The 16,025-nt window shown below is 65.9% G+C and carries 13 protein-coding genes and 2 tRNA genes; 6 read left to right on the top strand and 9 right to left on the bottom strand.

The features are described from left to right. Window positions 1–22: 22 nt before the first annotated feature. Window positions 23–95: transfer RNA gene (locus ACFVTE_RS06125), tRNA-Lys, on the top strand. Window positions 96–279: 184 nt separating this feature from the next. Continuing rightward, window positions 280–355 (top strand) — tRNA-Lys (locus ACFVTE_RS06120). Window positions 356–430: 75 nt separating this feature from the next. Here ACFVTE_RS06120 and ACFVTE_RS06115 read toward each other — a convergent pair. After that, a complete protein-coding gene (locus ACFVTE_RS06115) occupies window positions 431–1,459 on the bottom strand; it encodes a LacI family DNA-binding transcriptional regulator (protein ID WP_387098199.1) in 1,029 nt (342 codons plus the stop codon). Window positions 1,460–1,589: 130 nt separating this feature from the next. On the opposite strand from ACFVTE_RS06115, the gene ACFVTE_RS06110 reads away from it, so the two are divergent. Together ACFVTE_RS06110 and ACFVTE_RS06105 are read left to right on the top strand one after the other, a co-directional pair. Beyond that, the gene (locus ACFVTE_RS06110) at window positions 1,590–2,774 is read left to right on the top strand and encodes a Gfo/Idh/MocA family protein (RefSeq protein WP_387098197.1); all 1,185 of its coding nucleotides are present in this window, start codon (window positions 1,590–1,592) and stop codon (window positions 2,772–2,774) included. Between the two features lie 2 nt (window positions 2,775–2,776). Next, window positions 2,777–3,790 (top strand): Gfo/Idh/MocA family oxidoreductase, encoded by a 1,014-nt coding sequence (locus tag ACFVTE_RS06105; protein WP_387098195.1) that lies wholly within the window; start codon window positions 2,777–2,779, stop codon window positions 3,788–3,790. Between the two features lie 10 nt (window positions 3,791–3,800). Here the strand turns inward: ACFVTE_RS06105 and ACFVTE_RS06100 are convergent, their stop codons facing one another. Beyond that, on the bottom strand, window positions 3,801–5,096 hold the full coding sequence (locus ACFVTE_RS06100) for an alpha/beta hydrolase-fold protein (protein WP_387098191.1): 1,296 nt from the start codon (window positions 5,094–5,096) through the stop codon (window positions 3,801–3,803). A gap of 150 nt (window positions 5,097–5,246) precedes the next feature. Here ACFVTE_RS06100 and ACFVTE_RS06095 point away from each other — a divergent pair, with 150 nt between their 5' ends. After that, a complete protein-coding gene (locus tag ACFVTE_RS06095; protein ID WP_387098190.1) occupies window positions 5,247–6,554 on the top strand; it encodes an alpha/beta hydrolase in 1,308 nt (435 codons plus the stop codon). Then, window positions 6,551–9,106 carry a bifunctional lysylphosphatidylglycerol flippase/synthetase MprF gene (locus ACFVTE_RS06090; protein ID WP_387098188.1) on the top strand — a complete coding sequence of 852 codons (2,556 nt, stop codon included), beginning with the start codon at window positions 6,551–6,553 and terminating at the stop codon, window positions 9,104–9,106. Before ACFVTE_RS06095 ends, ACFVTE_RS06090 begins: the two co-directional genes overlap by 4 nt. Window positions 9,107–9,137: 31 nt before the next feature. On the opposite strand, the gene ACFVTE_RS06085 is transcribed toward ACFVTE_RS06090, so the two are convergent. The 7 genes from ACFVTE_RS06085 to ACFVTE_RS06055 form a co-directional block, all read right to left on the bottom strand. Further along, entirely contained in the window at window positions 9,138–9,656 is a 519-nt protein-coding gene (locus tag ACFVTE_RS06085; protein ID WP_387098186.1) for a DoxX family protein, read from the bottom strand. Between the two features lie 140 nt (window positions 9,657–9,796). Next, entirely contained in the window at window positions 9,797–10,831 is a 1,035-nt protein-coding gene (locus ACFVTE_RS06080) for a Gfo/Idh/MocA family oxidoreductase (RefSeq protein WP_387098184.1), read from the bottom strand. A gap of 9 nt (window positions 10,832–10,840) precedes the next feature. Continuing rightward, on the bottom strand, window positions 10,841–11,776 hold the full coding sequence (locus ACFVTE_RS06075; RefSeq protein ID WP_387098182.1) for an ATP-binding cassette domain-containing protein: 936 nt from the start codon (window positions 11,774–11,776) through the stop codon (window positions 10,841–10,843). A gap of 5 nt (window positions 11,777–11,781) precedes the next feature. Next, on the bottom strand, window positions 11,782–12,837 hold the full coding sequence (locus tag ACFVTE_RS06070; RefSeq protein WP_387098180.1) for an ABC transporter permease: 1,056 nt from the start codon (window positions 12,835–12,837) through the stop codon (window positions 11,782–11,784). 56 nt (window positions 12,838–12,893) lie between these two features. Then, on the bottom strand, window positions 12,894–13,889 hold the full coding sequence (locus ACFVTE_RS06065; RefSeq protein WP_387098178.1) for a substrate-binding domain-containing protein: 996 nt from the start codon (window positions 13,887–13,889) through the stop codon (window positions 12,894–12,896). Window positions 13,890–14,021: 132 nt separating this feature from the next. Continuing rightward, on the bottom strand, window positions 14,022–14,822 hold the full coding sequence (locus ACFVTE_RS06060; RefSeq protein ID WP_387098176.1) for a TIM barrel protein: 801 nt from the start codon (window positions 14,820–14,822) through the stop codon (window positions 14,022–14,024). Then, entirely contained in the window at window positions 14,819–15,955 is a 1,137-nt protein-coding gene (locus ACFVTE_RS06055; RefSeq protein WP_387098174.1) for a Gfo/Idh/MocA family oxidoreductase, read from the bottom strand. Before ACFVTE_RS06055 ends, ACFVTE_RS06060 begins: the two co-directional genes overlap by 4 nt. Window positions 15,956–16,025: the final 70 nt, after the last annotated feature.

The raw sequence follows: 16,025 nt of genomic DNA, 5'->3' as shown, positions 1-16,025 counted from the left end.
ACGGATGAACGAAACAGCAGATGCACCTCTAGCTCAATTGGCAGAGCAATTGACTCTTAATCAATGGGTTCCGGGTTCAAGTCCCGGGGGGTGCACTACGGAAGCCCCGTCTTCAAGGCCACAAGCCTGAAGGCGGGGCTTTGTCGTCCCCGGAATGTCGGCGCAGCAGGCTGCGCGCGATGTCCGAGTTGCCGTAGCGAAAACTTCGTGTAGAGTTGCATGTCGTTGCGGAGCTCAACGAGGGAAATAAACAGCCCACGGATGAACGAAACAGCAGATGCACCTCTAGCTCAATTGGCAGAGCAATTGACTCTTAATCAATGGGTTCCGGGTTCAAGTCCCGGGGGGTGCACCACGGAAGCCCCGTCTTCCAGGCCACAAGCCTGAAGGCGGGGCTTTGTCGTGTCCCCGGGGCATTGGCGGAAGAACCCTACTCCGGCGCGCTGCCGGAGGAACCCCTGACGTGCAGCTCGCTGCTGACCAGGTGCTTGCGCCCCGGCAGGTCAGGATTGCCCAGCCGCTCCAGGATGTACTTGCCGGCCTGGACCCCCACAGCAAGATTGCCGTTGTCCACGGAGGTCAGGGACAGGTGACGGATGCGGGCCAAGTACGTGTTGTCATAGCCGACCAGGGAAAGGTCGCCCGGAACCGTCACGCCGGCGTCCGCCGCGGCAGACAGCACGCCAATGCAGGCAATGTCGTTGAAGGCGAAAATCGCCGTCGGCGGGGCGGCCGCAGCCAGCAGGGTCCGGGCCGCGCTGTAGCCGCTTTCCTCGCTCATGCCGCCCGCCACGGTGTGCGGTTCCAGGCCGGCCGCCCGCATCGCTTCCTCATACCCCGCCCGCCGCAGGCGCCCGACCCCGCCGGGACCCTGGAGATGGGCGATGCGTCTGTGCCCGAGCGCAATGAGATGCTCGGTGGCCTTCCGCGCACCCGCGGCGTCGTCGTTGACCACCACGTCCACGCCCGGCAACTCCGGGTCGAGGGTTCCCGCCAGCACCACGGGAACCGAGCCGGAGGCGGTCCTGATCGCAGCGGACTCCGTGGTGGTTCCCACCACCACCAGGCCGTCGATCCGCTGCTCGAGCAGTGCCTCAACGGACGGGCGGCCGATCCTGTGGTCCGTGTAGGAGTCGGCAAGGACTGGTGAAACGCCGGCAGCGTGCAGGGAGGCGGAGAGGCCCTCCAGGAGCTCGATGAACCAGGGGTTCCGGAGATCGTTGAGCAGGACTCCAATGGTCCCCGTGCGCGGCATCGAGAGCCCGCGGGCAAGCTTGTTGGGCCGGTATCCGAGTTGTTCCATCGCCTCAAGTACCGCCCGCCGTCGGGCTTCACTGACGTTCCCGGAACCTTGGAGAACCAGCGAGACGAGCGACTTGGATACCCCGGCCCGGTCTGCCACATCGCGGATCGTGGGCTTGGCCACGGGCAGTCCGCTATTGGGGAACGATGGGCTCACGGTGCTCCTCTTCAGGTCATGGCAGCCTGGCGCTGCCCGTCCGGTACCAGCCTAAGGGGTTGACGAACCAGGCTCCTGCCATTGATTATGGACCGGTCCAAGAAAATTCCAAAAATCAAAGAGGATCCTCATGAGTGAACCGCAAGCACCGCAGTTGGTGGCCGGAATGGTGGGAGGCGGCGAAGGCGCAGACATCGGCAAGACGCACCGCCGCGCAATGCGCCTGGACGGCGAATTCGCCCTTCATGCCGGCGTCTTCGGGCGCGACCAGGTCCGCTCCGCTGCCCTGGCGTCCCGGCTCGGCATCCCGGCCGACCGGCACTACGCCGACTACCGCGAGATGGCGGAAAACGAAGCGGGGCGGCAGGACGGCGTCGACGTGGTGGTTGTTGCCACGCCGAACGACAGCCACTTCGAGATCGCCAGGACATTTCTCGAGGCCGGCATCTCCGTGGTGTGCGAGAAGCCGCTGACCCGGGATTCGATGACCGCGGCCGAGCTGGTGCGGATCGCTGCTGACAATGGCGCGGTCCTGGCGGTTCCGCACTGCTACTCCGCCTACGCCATGGTGCGCCACGCGGCCCGGATGGTGCGGGACGGGCAGCTGGGAACCGTGACATTCGCCGACGTGGAGCACGCCTCGGGCTGGGCGGCTACTCCCTTGGAGCAAGGCGGCCACAAGCAGGCCAGCTGGCGGACTGATCCGGACATCGCGGGCTTCCCCAGCGTCGTTGGCGACCTCGGCACGCACGGCTTCCATCTTCTTCGCTACATCACCGGGCTCGAGGCCGAGAGGGTGTCCGGCCGGCTGAAGACCGTGGTTCCGGGCAGGCGGGTCTTCGACCACGCGACCGTCGAACTGCAGCTCACCGGTGATGTCCCGGGCCGGCTGTGGGCCAGCATGGCCGCCGCAGGCCACAACCACGGCCTGCGCATCCGGGTTTTCGGCACAAGGGGAAACCTCGAGTGGCAGCATGAGGACCCGCATCATCTGAGAGTCCAGGACCTCGACGGGACCACCACGGTGCTGACGGAAGGTCTCAGCACACTGTCAGAGGACGCCTCCCGGCTTACCAGGGTAGGGCTGGGCCATCCGGAAGGGTTCCTCGAAGCCTTTGCCAACTTCTACCGCGATCTGGCCGCCGAACTGCGCGCCCGCCGGGACGGCACCCTGCCGGAGACACGGAGCCTGTCGTTCCCGACAGGACACGACGGCCTCGCTGGCGTCAGGTTCGTCGAGGCGGTGGCTGCATCGAATGCACAGGATGCCGGCTGGGTGACCCCGGCAGGTGCCGCGGAGAAAGCAGGGGTCTGACCATGCAGCGCTTCGCACTCCTCGGGGCAGGCTTCATCGGTTCCGTACACGCCGCCAACCTCGCAGCCCACCCGGACGTTGACTTCAGCCTGGTCTTCGATGTCGACCACGACCGCGCGAAGGCACTTGCGGCCACGCACGGCGCACGTGCTGCCGCGGACCTGGCGGAGGTTTTCGACTCCGCTGCCATCGACGCCGTGTTCATCGCCTCCTCCACCGACACCCATGCCTCTCACCTGCGCCGCGCCGCCGAGGCGGGCCTGGCCGTGCTGTGCGAAAAACCGATCGACCTGGACCTTGGGCAGGCGGGGGATACCGCAGCCTTTGCCACCAAGCATGCTGTGCGGGTCATGGTGGACTTCAACCGCCGCTTCGACCAAGATAACGCCGAGCTCAAACGGATCGTCGATGCCGGCGAAATCGGCGCGGTAGAGCTCATCCAGCTCACCAGCCGCGGTCCGGCCATGCCGCCGCTCCCCTACATCGCCACGTCGGGCGGCCAGATGCGCGACCAGGCCGTGCACTTCTTCGACCTGGTCCGCTGGCTGACAGGAACGGACCCCGTTGAGGTCTTCGCCACCGGCTCAGCCCTCGCCGAGCCGCGGCTGGCAGAGTACGGCGACGTGGACACGTCCGTCGTGTCCCTCCGGCTGCCCGGCGGCGCCCTGGTCCAGATCGACTGCGCCCGCCGCACCGGCTACGGCTATGACGAGCGGATCGAAATCATGGGATCCGAGGGCATGGCCGAAGCCGGCCGGCACCGTACCGGGGCCGTTTCCCGCTACCACTCCGGGAAAGTGGTGACCGACGGCATGCACCCCGGCTGGTTCGAGCGCGTGCAGCCAACCTACGCCGCCGCGCTGGGCCACTTTGTGGCCGGGCTGGAGAACGGAACAGCGGCCGACGGCGGTTCAGCCCTTGCTCCGTCGCTCGAGGATGGCCTCAAGGCACAAGCGATCGCTGAAGCGGCAACGCTGTCGCTGCGCACGGGGAGGACCGAGAAGATCCAGTACTGACAGGGCTGCGTCAGCCTGGCGCGGCGGGACCGGCGGTGAGCCCGAAACGGGGATACAGCAGCGGCAGACCCGTCCGGACACCGAAGTCGAGGGCATCACCGCGATGGCCCACACCGTTGCCCACAAAGCTGCGGGTCCTCATCCCCGCCTCTTGGGCGTCCTGCGCGGCCGCCGCCGCCTGCGGTCCGTACACCCGGTCGAGGGATCCGCTGGTAAAGATGGCGAGTTCATCCGGATACCTGCGGGCCTTCATGATGTTGGCCGGCTCTTCGGCGGCGAAGGCCTCGTGGTTGCCCTTGAAGATGACGCTCACGGTGTGCGCCTCGGTGCCGTTGAGCGGCTTCAGCTCGCCGGATATGTCGAGAATCGTGCCGAACAGGTCCGGACGCTTGGCGCCAAATGACAGCGCGCATTCGCCGCCGTTCGAGTAGCCGCCCACCGCCCACTCGGCCCGGCGCGGATCAACGTTCAGGTTCCTGCGGATGTAGTTGACCACGTCTTTCGTGACGTACGTATAGACCTTTCCCATGTCCGAATCGACGCAGACGGGGTTGATGAAGGGGTTGCCCAGCTGGTCGATGGTCAGTGTGATGGGCGCGAGGCCGTGGTTCTGACGGGCCAGCGCATTGAGCTCCCTGACCGACGACTTGTCCTGTTCCGGTCCGCCGGGCTGGCCCATCATCATGACGAGGACGGGCAGTGGCGGCGGATTTGGGACCAGCGCGGCCGGCGGCAGGTACAGACGGGCGTCCCGGGCGCGGAAACCGGAGGCGGTGGCGGGAATGGTCACAGCGCCGCTCCGGCCCGACGCCGGCATCCCGGCCGGCGCTTTCCAGGTCTTCCACAGTGGCTGCCGGGACACCGGCTTTGGGTCCAGCTTCGGCAGCGCGAGGTGGCCCGTGGTGTTGAGGCCAAGGAGAGCACCCAGCGTGGCGTTCAGGCCGTAGGCGGCATTGATGCCCAGGGCCGCCGTCGAAATAAAGAGCGCAATGGCCGCCACGGCGGCTATCTTTCGCCACCAGCGTGTGCGCCAAAGGTTGGCCAGTGCGAGGGCAACGCCACCGAAGGCGGCGACGACCCAGGCGCGGGTGTCGGTGTCCAGGGGCAATCCGAAGATATTGAGCCCTGCTTCGCAAATCAGGAGGGTGAGCACCCCTGCAGCGGCACCGGCGGCAACCGCCAGTCCCGCCGTGCGGAGCCGCGTAAGCCCCGGCCGGGCCAGGAGGTAAAGCACGGCAAGAAGGCTTGCTGCATCAAAAGTGTTCAGCAGGGGTCTTTGAAGAATGTTGAGGTCCAGCAACTGCATCGCGGCTCCTTGTACGCCCCCTTTGGGTGAGCGTAAGACCGGAGCCTTACAACTCCCTGAATGCTCTCTGGGCGTCGGCTTGGACGCCCAGCAAAGCTCCAGATTAGGGGGCTAAGGTGTACCCGCCCGCAAGCAAACCGGAGGATTCTGTTGTCGACGTGGCTGTATTCCATCAGTCTCCTGGAAGGCTGGCTACCCACCACCCTGTGGGTGCTCAGCACCCTTTCGCTGGGATTCCTGCTCCTCCACAGGCGGCGCTGGTGGATCTACGCAGGGGTAACGCTGGGTGTTTCATTGGCAGCCTGCTTTGGCCTGGCATGGCTGCTGGTCCACGCGTTCTATGTTTGGCCGGAGGACCTTCCCCCGGAGGTTGTCGCCTGGACGGGTCTGGGCGTCTTCGCCGCCGCAGCCGCCGTCGGAAACATGGTCCGGGGCGGCCTTCTGCGCACCGTGGCTGCACCGGTTGCCGCCCTCATTGTCCTGGGCCTGTGCGGACTGCAGATCAACGCCTACTTTGGTTTTATGCCGACAGTCGGGACCCTGCTCGGGAAGTCCCCGTCCACGCTGCTGCCCCTGGAACCTGCGCTGAAAAAGCACGGTGACGCCGCGTCCTTCGAGACCTCCCCCGTCTATGAGCGCTGGCACCAGCCGCTGAACCTGGCCGCGTCTGGCGTTTTGCGCCACGCTGAAATCCCGGGCACGGTTTCCGGCTTTCACGGCCGCCACGCGCACATCTATCTGCCGCCCGCCTATCTGGTCAAAAACCGGCCAAAGCTTCCGGTCCTGGTACTTGTCGGCAGCCAGCCGGGCTGGCCGGGAGTATGGGCCGTCAGCGGCAATGTGGTGCAGATGATGAACCGGTTCGCCGAAGCGCACCGTGGCCTGGCACCGGTGGTGGTGATCCCTGATCCGAACGGCACCGAGGACGGGAACACCATGTGCATGGACACCACCCTCGCCAAAACCGACACCTACATGAGCGTGGATGTGCCCGACTGGATCAAGCACAACCTCGACGTCGACTCCGACCCGCGTCACTGGGCTGTGGGCGGATTCTCCTTCGGCGGCACCTGCGCAGTCCAGATGACCACCCGTCATCCCGGGGTTTACCCGAACTTCATGAGTTTCGCCGGCGAGCGCGAGCCGGCCCTCGCCGTCTCGCGGCAGGAGACTGCAGACCTGGCGTTTGCGGGAAACCTGGCTGCGTTCTCGGCAGAGGTCCCGCTGACCCTGCTTGCCCAGCGGCAATACCCGGACAGTTACGGTTTTTTCGCGGCAGGCGGTGATGACAGCGAGTTCCGGGACAACGCCGTCGTACTGGCCGCAGCCGCCGCAAAAGCCGGGATGCACGTCAGGACCGCCATCATTCCGGACGCCGGACACTCATGGAAAGTGGTCCTGGACTCGATGCCGCAGGCACTGGATTTCCTGGCAAGGCCCATGGGGCTGGTTCCGTGAAGCCCCTGAGCACAACCCTGCCCAGCCGGCCCCCGGGGATGCGGGCAATCGGGCGTCTGCTCCTCATGATTCCCCTCGCTTCGTGCCTCACCATCACGATGTGGACTGCCGCCGTCGCGACGCATGCAGTTGCTGCCGGTCCCCCGGCCGGAATCCAACAGGCGGTGTCGCCGAGCTTGTTCACTGCCGGCCAGTTCGACTTCCTGGCCCCGCTCCAGACCATTTTCTTCACCGGGAACCCGGTTTCCTACGTGCTGGCGAGCGTCGTCATCCTCGCTGCCGTGGGGTTCGCCGAATCCACGATGGGTACTTGGCGGGCCGGGGCGGCTTTCCTGGGCGGCCATCTTGGTGCCCTGGTGCTGTACGCCACCGTGGTCCAGGCGGGCTCAGCGCTCGGCAGCGACTGGCTGGCCAGCATGAAGCACACCGGCGTCCTGGGTCCCTATGCCGGTGCACTCGCTGCGGCCATGGCCGCCAGTCCGCTTCTCAGTGCGCTGTGGCGCCGCCGCCTGCGGTCCGTTGCCGTCGCAGTGACGCTGATGCTTCTCCTGTACGTCGGGCACCCGCAGTCGCTGGATGCTTTCCTAGGGCTGCTGTGCGGGCTGGCGCTGGGCCAGTTCATGCACCGCCACATGACACGCGCCTCCCGCCTCTCGGCCCATTTTACCCGGTCGTCCAGCAGGGAAACCAGGACGCTGCTGTCCATGGCCGTGGCTGTCTTCGCGGCCGGCCCGGCCATGGCGGCCCTTGCACAGGCGCCCTCGGGTCCACTGGCGGTGCTGCGGGACCTCATCGTCAACCCGGTCCCCACAATCGGCCAGCTCCAGGCCAATTGCCGGGCTGCAATCGACCTCAGCTGCGCGCAGGTGATCCACAGTCCCGGCCTCAACGGGCCGGGCGGAGTCTCCTTGTCGCTGGTGCCGTTCCTGATGCTTCTGGTGTGTGCGGAAGGCCTCCGGCGGGGAAGCCGCCTTGCACTCTGGCTGACCATCGGCGTGCACCTGGTGATCGCCGTTCTGTCTGCCCTGCACCTGCAGCTCTTCTCACTTTTTGGAACCTACATGCGCACCGGCGGCCGCGTGCTTTCCGTGGACTCGGCGATCGTCGAAGTGCTGCCGGTGGTGCTGGTCCCGTTCGTCATCGCGGCACTGCTGTTCGCCAGCCGGAGGCATTTCATTGTCGACCCGGACCCCGTGCTGCGGCACCGGACGCTGGTCCTGCTCCCGTCCCTGTTCGCGGTGTTTGTGCTCGCATACGTGATCGCCTGGTTTGCGGAGGACAACTACCATCGCCGTGCCGGTTTGTTGGCGCTGGTCACCACGCTTCCCAGGATGTTCCTGCCTTACCCGTTTTCCTTCCGCTATTCCGTGTCCGTGTATCCGCACGGCTTCTTCTCCACCCTGCTCTTCAGCTTTGGCGGCGCCGCCTTCTGGCTGGTCGCCATGATCAGCGTCCTCGGACTCTTCCTCAGCCGCAGACTCAGGGATGCGCGCCAGGATACCGATCTTGCCCTGGCCAGAGACCTCGTCCGGGTGGGCGGCGGCTCGTTGTCATGGATGGCCCTGTGGCCCAATAACCGCTATTGGTTCAACGACGCCGGGACGGCGGGGATCGCTTACCAGGTCCACTTCAATGTTGCCGTCACGGTAGGCGGCCCCTTCGGGGACCCCGCGGACGCGTACACGGCAGCCGAGGAGTTCACCCGCTTTTGCGCGGCCCATTCCCTGGCACCGTGCTGGTATTCCGTCGCCGACGACCAGTGGAGGAATCTGGGGAAGCTGGGCTACCGGCGGGTCGCCGTTGCCGAGGAGACACTGCTGCACATCCGTGAAATCGAATTCAAGGGCAAGGAGTGGCAGAACGTCCGCACCGCGATTAACAAGGCGCGGAAGCTGGGCATCGCCGTGCTCTGGTCAACCTACGGCGAACTGCCCGGAAGCCTCCGGTCGCAGGTCCACGAGATCTCCGAAGCCTGGGTGGCGGACAAAGCCCTGCCGGAAATGGGGTTCACCCTGGGCAGTCTGGAAGAACTGAAGGACGACGATGTTCTCCTGTGCCTGGCCGTGGACACGGCGGGCACCGTGCACGGCGTGACCAGTTGGCTTCCTGTGTTCAAGAACGGACGCGTCGTCAGCCGGACCCTTGACTTCATGCGGCGGAGCCGTGACGCTTTTCCCGGCGTCATGGAGTTTCTGATCGCCTCGGCCGTCCTTCACTTCAAGGAGACGCTGGACGTCATTTCGCTCTCCGGCTCGCCGCTGGTCAGCTCCGGAGCGTCCGGCCCGGCTGCCGCAGCGGCCGCGCCAGTTGCGGTGGAAGGGGACGCCCTGGGCCGGTTCCTGAATCTGCTGGGCAGCGGCCTCGAGCCCGTTTACGGGTTCCGGTCGCTGGCAGCGTTCAAGGCACGGTTCCGGCCCCGGCACCGGACCCTCTACATGATGTACCAGGATCCGCTGTGGCTGCCGCGCATCGGACGCGCCGTCACAGAGGCGTACATGCCCAGCATCTCATTCCGGCAGACGGCGAAGCTGATCCGCGAAATAGTGGGCTAGTGCCCTGCTGCCCTGTTCCTGAAGGGCCGCACTATTTCTTGACGGCCGCCCGGAGGGGGCCGGCAGCGGCCGGGCCGCGGTTCCGTGATCTGGCGGGAGCATGGGCGATCAAGGCCAGTGTCGCCCCGATGAGGACGAGATTCTTCATGACGAACTCGCCATCCTCTGTCAGAAGCAGCGGGTCGCCCTGGGCAAACATCAGCCCGGGCAGCATCACGAAGGTCAGGAACGTTCCGCACAGGTGCGCGGCGAGGACCGGCAGTGCCAGGCGAAGTGCCACGCCGGTGACGAGCGCCGCGCCGAGCAGCACTTCGACCGCACCGAGAACAGGGACCACCGTGTGCGGGTCCGCCCACGGCATGGTTCCGGCGACCATCGCCGCAACCGGCGATACGCCTGCCAACTTCAACCCCCCGAACCACATGAAAAGGACGCCCAGCAGAATACGCAGCGAAGGCAACGCCGCCGGGCGCAGCACCCGCACAAGGCGGGCATCCGCAGCACCCCCAATTCGCACCAGAAGCCCGCCCCCGCGCAGCAAAGTTTTCATCGTGTTCCCTCCCTGGCTTTGGGACAGCCGCAGCCCCGATTAGTGGATGCAGGGAGGTTACGGGCGAGCCCTTGTGTTTTCCTTTGGCACACAGGACAGGGGCGGGTCCCCGCAGGTGCCGGGCCGGGCTCTTTTCCGCGTCAGCCCGCCGGCTGGAGTGCGACCCGCACGGGTTCCCCGGACTGCAACGATGCCTGGGCAGCGTCGGCCACCATGGACGCCGCAACGGCGTCTTCCGGTGTGCACGGGTTCTCCCGCTGACCCAGCACCAGTCCTACGAAGGCTGCCATCTCGGCCCGGTACGCCGCGTGGAACCGCTCGGCGAACGTCCTGTGCGGCCGCCCCGCCGGGAAACCCACTCCGGGTTCCGCTGAGGTCATCGCCATCTGCTCGTCCATCCCCACCATGACGGACCCGGCGGAGCCCTGGAGTTCTAGCCGGACGTCGTGGCCAGCCCCGTTGTAACGGGTGGCCGAGACCGTTCCCACGCTGCCGTCGTCGAACGTCACCACTGCGAGGGCGGTGTCGACGTCGCCGACGGCGCCGATTGCCGGGTCACCATTGTTGGATCCCTTGGCGAAAACCTCCACGATTTCCTTGCCGGTGAGCCACCGGAGGATGTCGAAGTCGTGGACGGAGCAGTCCCGGAAGAGCCCGCCGGACGTGGCGAGGAACTCCACCGGCGGCGGCGTCATGTCGCAGGTGACCGCCCTGACCGTATGGAGCCATCCCAGTTCACCGGCGTCAAAGGCGCGCTTGGCCTCCAGGTAACCGGGATCGAACCGGCGCTGGTGGCCGATCTGCACAGTTCCGCCCGCGGCCCGGATGTGGTCGAGCACGGGCAGTGATTCCGCGACGTTGACGGCGACCGGCTTTTCGCAGAACACCGGTATCCCGGCGTCCACGCCTGCCCTGATCAGATCCGGATGCGTGGCGGTTCCGGTGGCGATGACCAGCCCGTCGACGCCGGAATCGAGCAGGGCTTCAACGGAGGGAAGGAATGCCGCACCGATTCCGCCGGCCAGCGAGCGGGCATGCTCCGCGGCGACGTCCGTCAGCTTGAGGTGCACGGAGGTGCCCTGCGGCCCCAAAAGCTCATTCAGTCCGGTGATGTTCCGGGCGTGCATGGCGCCGATCCGGCCCACTCCGGCGAGTCCAAGAGTTACTTCCTTCATGCGGCTCCCCTACTTCGACGCCCGGCCGGCGACTGAGCCTTCACTGGCGGAGTCGGTCACGTCGGCAACTTCGGCCTGGACTTCCTTGAGGGCGTCGGTATGGCCGCCGAGTTGTTCGAGTTCGTGGGCGAGCTCGGCGAGTTCGGCGCCGCCGGCCATCTGCGCGGTGAGTTCGTCGAGGGTGATGTCCTTCTTGTCGTAGTAGCCAATCGACCTGCCGCGCTTGAGCAGCAGGAACCGGTCCCCGACAGGGAAGGCGTGGTGGGGGTTGTGGGTGATGAAGATGACGCCCAGTCCGCGGTCGCGGGCCTGCAGGATGTAGCGCAGCACGACGCCGGACTGCTTCACGCCCAGGGCTGCCGTTGGCTCGTCCAGGATAAGGACCTTCGCACCGAAGTACACGGCCCGGGCGATTGCGACACACTGGCGTTCGCCGCCGGAGAGCTGGCCGATGGGCTGTTCGACATCGCGCAGGTCGATGCCCATGTCCGCCAGTTCCTGCTTTGTGATGTCCTTCATGGCTTGGACGTCCAGGCGCTTGAAGGGGCCGAAGCCCGTGGTCAGCTCGGAGCCTAGGAAGAAGTTGCGCCAGATGGGCATCAGGGGAACGACTGCGAGGTCCTGGTAGACGGTGGCGATGCCGGCATCCAGGGCGTCACGGGGCGAATCGAATTTCCGCTCCTCGCCCATGATGTGGAGGACACCCTCGTCGTGCTGGTGCAGGCCGGCGATGATCTTAATCAGCGTGGACTTGCCCGCGCCGTTGTCCCCGAGCACGCAGGTCACCCTGCCGTTGTCCACGGCCATCGTGACATCCGTGAGGGCGACGATGTTGCCGTAGTGCTTCGCCACGCTCTCCAGCGAGAGCAGGTGCACCGGGGTGTGGGTCAACGGGTCCTTCTCGTCCCTGAGGAGTTCCTGCTGGTGGATTTGTTTAGCGTCCATGGTGTTCAGCCCTTACTTGAGTCTGCGCGGCGCTTGACGATCAGGTTCACGATAGTGGCCAGGAGCAGCATCAGGCCAAGGAAGAACTTGAACCAGTCCGGGTTCCACTGCGCATACACGATGCCCTTGTTGGCCATGCCGAAGATGAAGGCGCCGATCGCGCCGCCCACTGCGGATCCGTAGCCTCCAGTCAGCAGGCACCCCCCGATCACGGCGGCGATGATGTACAGGAATTCGTTGCCCACGCCCTCGCCGGACTGCACGGCGTCGAATGCGAACAGGTTGTGCATGCCCAGGATCCAACCGCAGAAACCCACGGCCATGAAGAGGCCGATCTTGGTTGCCTTGACAGGAACGCCCACGGCACGGGCGGCGTTGGCATCGCCGCCGACGGCGAAAATCCAGTTGCCCACCTTCGTGCGAAGCAGCACCCAGGACGCGATGGCAACCAGGGCGATCCAGATGAAGACGGTGTTCTTCACCTCCACGCCGCCGATGTTCACCGACGAGGAGAAGATGGCCTGGGCGGACTCATAGCCGTCCATGGTGGAGATGGACGGCGATGAGACGCCGCCGCCGATCATGCGTGTCAGACCCAGGTTCAGGCCAGTCAACATCAGGAATGTGGCGAGCGTGACGATGAAGCTGGGCAGCTTGGTCTTCATGAGGATCCAGCCGTTGATGAAACCGATGCTCAGCGACACCCCAAGGGCCAGGATCACACCGACCCAGACATTCATGCTGAAGTACCAGCTGAACATCGAGGCCGTGAGCGCGGAGCTGATCACCGCCACACCGGTGGACAGGTCAAACTCGCCGCCAATCATCAGCAGCGACACTCCCACCGCCATGATGCCGATCGTCGAAGACCCATACAGCACGGTCGCGAACGCGTTCGGTTGGGTAAAGGTCGGGGACACCGCGGCGAAGAATATGAAAAGGACGATGGCACCGACAAGGGCGCCCACCTCAGGACGGCCCAACAACTTCTGCAAAGGATTGCGCCTGCCGACACGCTCGTCGGTCGCCGCCGGTTTGGGAATGGTCTGGGTGATGGTCATTGGAATGCTCCTTGCTGCCCGGTCCGGCGTTTTCGCCGGAACGGGCTGGCGGGCTGCTAACGGATACCCTGCTGGGCGAAGGTGAGGGCGTTTGCTGCTCCGGCCTTGTCTACGATGGTGGGGCCGGTCAGGACGGGCTGGCCGCCGCCAAGCTTGAAGCCGCCGCGCTTGGCCTGCCACAGCGCGTCCACCGAGCCGTAGCCCTGCAGCCAGGGCTGCTGGTCAACGGTGAATTCAACCGCGCCGTCGGCGATCTTCTGGGCGAGCTCGGCGTTCATATCGAAGGAAGCCACCTTGGCTTTGCTGCCGGCCGTCGTCACCGCCTTCAGGATGGTCAGCGTGTACGGCGCGCCCAGCCCGATGATGACGTCGGCATCGGCGGTGGCCTGCAGTTTGGCCGTCACTGTTGAGGACACCTGGGTCATGTCCGTGCCCTGCACGTACAGGATCTCGGTGGCCGGAACCTTGGACTTCACACCTGCACAGCGGGCTTCGAGGCCCACATGGCCCTGTTCCTGGATGACGCAGACGGGGTGCTTAAATCCGAGGGAGTTGAGCTTGTCGCCCACTGCCTCGCCGGCGAGCTTCTCATTCGACCCGAAGTGCGTAAACGCACCCAGCTGGGCGAACACGGATTCACCGGCGTTAAGGCTCACCACCGGGATGCCGGCGTCCGTGGCCTTCTTCAGGGCATCCTTCAGGGCGTCCGGCTTGGCCAGGGTCACGGCGATGCCGTCCACCTTCTGGTCCACGGCCTGCTGGATCAGCTGCGCCTGGCGGCCGCCTTCAGGGTCCGAGGTGTACAGCAGCTCCACGTTGTCCTTGGCTGCGGCTTCCTCGGCGCCCTTGCGGACAATGTCCCAGAAGGTGTCGCCGGGAGCTGCATGCGTGATGAGGGCAACCTTGATGCGCGGCGTCGACGCCGCCTGCCCACCTGCCCCGGCGTTCGCGCTTTCCGGAGCCCTGCCGCCGCTGGACGAACAGGCGCTGAGGGCCATCATCGGCACGACGGCGGCAACGAGGGCCACCCTGCGCCATGAAAATTTCTTCACCGAAAATCTCCTTTGATCCGGGTTCCCGTGTGCCACGCCGCACCGGCCGGGAATGTTGATATATCCGATCATGGTGACTCGGATCACGCTTGTCAACGTTTGTCCTAACATTAGGACGATATTAGTTTTTGCCTACGAGGGGTCTGGGCTGAAGGCGTGCTGGAACGCAGACAAGGCATTGTCCCCCGCAGCAAGCCCCGCGCCTCCCGAAGCCGCCGCTTCGAGGCCGACAACGCCCGTGTAGCCGACGCCGGCGAGCGCCTTGGCGACGGCGTTGTAGTTGACCTCCCCCGTCCCGGGTTCGAACCGGCCCGGAACGTCTGCCACCTGGATTTCCCCGATCCACGGCAGAGCCCCGCGGACGAGTTCAATCAGGTTTCCTTCGCCGATCTGGGCATGGTAGAGATCCAGCATCATCCGTACGTGCGGGTGGTCGGCCGCGGACACCAGCGCCATGGTGTCCTTGGCCCGCGCCAGCGGTATGCCCGGGTGGTCCAGGACCGTATTGAGGTTCTCCAGCGCAAAGACCACGCCATGCCGCTCACCCAGGCGGCCCAGCCGTTCCAGGGTGCGGAGGCCGGTCAGCCACATCTGTCCGGTGGAGCGGTGGAGCGGCCGCACGGCGACCCCGCCGTCGCCCAGTTCCGCAGGGTGCACAACCATGCGCTCGACGCCCAGTTCGAGCGCCGTCGGGATAAGCTTCTCCGCCGATTCGACAACGCGGTCCGCACTGTCCGGGTCGATGAGGCTGCCGCCGAAGTAACCGCTCATGGAGGAAAAGCGGGCACCCGTTGCGGCCAGGGCTGAAATGTCCCGGCCGCGCGTGTCCCAGAGTTCCACCTCGAACCCCTGCTCATGAATGCGCTGCACGCGCTCGATGAGGGGCAACTCGCCATAGACCATCTCGGCGCATGCTGCCAGCCGGAAGCTCATGCGCCCAGTCCCGTGACATGCGGTCCCGTGAGCTGCAGCCCGGGCTCGGCCGCCTGCAGGTGCGCCACAGCCGAGACGTCCACCGGAAGGCCGGTCTCGTGCGACCGGATCGCGGCGAGTGCCACGGCCAACGCGTTGCGGGCATCGGTGCCGCCGGGAGCAGCCGGTCCTTCCGGAGCGCGTCCTGCGCGACGGGCGGCCACGCCGTCGACAAAACGGGCGAGCTCCGCGGTGTAGGCGTCGTGGAAGAGGTCAATGTTAAGGCGCACGGTGTCCGAGGCGATGCCCGCGGCCGTGTAGCTCACGGCACTTGACACCTGCGGCCCGCCGGCGGAGACCATGCCGGCCGATCCGAAGACTTCACCCCGCACGTCATAGCCATACAGGGCATTGAAGTTGGCCTCTGCCACTGCGATGGCGCCGTTGCTGTAGGTCACTGTGACCACCGCGGTGTCCAGCAGGCCTCCGGCTTTGGCTTCAGGGGCCACCAGGGCGTCAGCCACGGCGTGCACCTTCACCGGCACCGCACCCGGGTTCAGCCAGTTCAGCGTATCGAAATCATGGATCAGCGTTTCCAGGAAGATGGTTCCGGGCGCAATCCGCTCCGGGGAGGCAATGCCGGCCGCGGTGCCCGGGTCACGGGTGAGGGACCGCAGCAGTTGCGGGGTGCCCACCACGCCGTCGTCGATCAGCTTCCTGGCGGCGGCGAAGTCCACCGCGAAACGCCGGTTGAAGCCAAACTGGACATTGACCCCCGCGGCGCCTGCAGCGGCCAGCGCCTCGTCCAGTTCTTCGACAGTGCGGCCGCCCGGCTTTTCGCAGAACACGCCCTTCCCTGCCCGGGCCGCAGCAGCGATAAGACCCGAATGGAATCTTGCCGGCGATGCCACCAGGACCGCGTCGATGTCGGGGTCGTTGATCACGTCCGCCGGATCTGAGGTGATTCTCGCAGCGCCAAGCTTCCCGGCCAAGGCCTCGGCGGCGGAAAGCACTGGGTCAGCGATGGCATCCAGCCGCGCATTGGGAATACGGTGCGCCAGGGACTCGGCATGGAAGGTGCCGATCCAGCCGGCCCCAATCAGGCCGAGGCGGACGGGGCGGCTGTCGCCGCCCGGTTGCTGGACATAGGTCATGTTTCAATCCCCTTCTCAGGCTTCTAGATCGTTCTAGTGAGACGATGGTGGCACAGCTTTTGGCCATCTG

Origin of the sequence: Arthrobacter sp. NPDC058097, assembly GCF_042884885.1 — a bacterium.
In the GTDB taxonomy this organism is placed as follows: domain Bacteria; phylum Actinomycetota; class Actinomycetes; order Actinomycetales; family Micrococcaceae; genus Arthrobacter.
This window is presented reverse-complemented; position numbering and strand designations above follow the sequence as displayed.